The 1,554-nt window shown below is 63.3% G+C and carries 1 protein-coding gene; it reads left to right on the forward strand.

Annotation, left to right across the window (positions count from 1 at the left end; genetic code table 11):
• Positions 1–1,554: amino acid adenylation domain-containing protein (locus ATN38_RS00095; RefSeq protein WP_037127572.1), on the forward strand; the 1,554-nt coding region annotated here is incomplete at both ends.

A 1,554-nucleotide genomic window follows, 5' to 3' on the forward strand; every position in this document is an offset into this window, starting at 1 on the left:
GAGCGTGGGTTGGTGGTGGGTGGTTGGGATGGTGTGGGGGTTGTGGTGGGGGGTTTGACGTTGGTGGATGTGTTGGATGGGCGGTTTGCTGGTGTGGGTGGTGGGGGGTTGGTGTGTGGTGGGGTGGTGTTGTCGTGGGGTGAGTTCGATGTTCGGGTGAATCGTTTTGCGCGGTTGTTGATTTCGTTGGGGGTGGGTCCGGAGTCGCGGGTGTGTGTGGCGTTGTCGCGGTCGGTGGAGTTGTTGGTGGCGGTGTTTGCGGTGGTGCGGGCTGGTGGGGTGTTCGTTCCGGTGGATGTGGGTGCGCCGGTGGAGCGGGTGGGGTTTGTGGTGGGGGTGGTGGATCCGGTGGTGGTGTTGTCGCGGGTTGGTGATGGTGGGTGTTTGCCGGTGGGGGTGGGGTTTGTTGATGTGGGTTGTGTTGATGTTTCGGGGTTTTCGGGTGGTCCGGTGGGGGTGGGGGATCGGTTGGGGGTGTTGTTGCCTGAGCATGCGGTGTATGTGATGTTCACGTCGGGGTCGACGGGTCGTCCGAAGGGGGTGGTGGTGTCGCATGCGGGGGTGGTGAATCGGTTGTTGTGGATGCAGGGGGAGTTTCCGTTGGGTGTGGGGGATGTGGTGTTGCAGAAGACGCCGGTGTCGTTCGATGTGTCGGTGTGGGAGTTGTTTTGGCCGTTGATGGTGGGTGCGCGGTTGGTGGTGGCGGATCCGGGTGGGCATCGTGATCCGGTGTATTTGGTGGGTGTGATCGAGCGGTGGGGGGTGTCGGTGGTGCATTTTGTGCCGTCGATGTTGGAGGTGTTCGTGGGGGAGTTGAGCGTGGGGGAGTTGGGGGTGGGGTGTTCGGGTTTGCGTCGGGTGTTTGTGTCGGGTGAGGGGTTGTCGTCGGTGTTGGCGGGGCGGTTTGCGGGGGTGTGTGGTGCGGAGTTGGTGAATTTGTACGGGCCGACGGAGGCGTCGGTGGATGTGACGTTTCATGTGGTGGAGGGTGTTGTGGGGGTGGGTGTTCCGATTGGTCGGCCGGTGTGGAATACGCGGGTGTTGGTGTTGGATTCGCGGTTGCGGCCGGTTCCGGTGGGTGTGGTGGGGGAGTTGTATGTGGGTGGGGTGCAGGTGGCTCGGGGGTATGAGGGTCGTGTGGATTTGACGGTGGGTCGGTTTGTGGCGGATCCGGTGTCGGGGGTGGTGGGTGCTCGGGTGTATCGGACGGGTGATGTGGTGCGGTGGGGGTGTGGTGGGGTGTTGGAGTTTGTGGGGCGCACGGATTTTCAGGTGAAGGTGCGGGGGCAGCGGGTGGAGTTGGGTGAGGTGGAGGCGGTGTTGGCTGCTCAGGTGGGGGTGGCTGGTGCGGTGGTGGTGTTGCGGTCGGGTGTGGGTGGGGATTTTTTGGTGGGGTTTGTGGTGGGTGAGGTGGGGGTGGTGGTCGATGAGGTGGTGGTCTTGGAGGGGGTGCGGAGGTCTCTTCCGGGGTTCATGGTGCCGTCGGTGGTGGTGGTGTTGGGGGAGTTTCCGGTGACGGTGCATGGGAAGTTGGACCGTAAAGCCCTCCCGGAC

Origin of the sequence: Rhodococcus sp. FH8, assembly GCF_019266085.1 — a bacterium.
In the GTDB taxonomy this organism is placed as follows: domain Bacteria; phylum Actinomycetota; class Actinomycetes; order Mycobacteriales; family Mycobacteriaceae; genus Rhodococcus_F; species Rhodococcus_F qingshengii.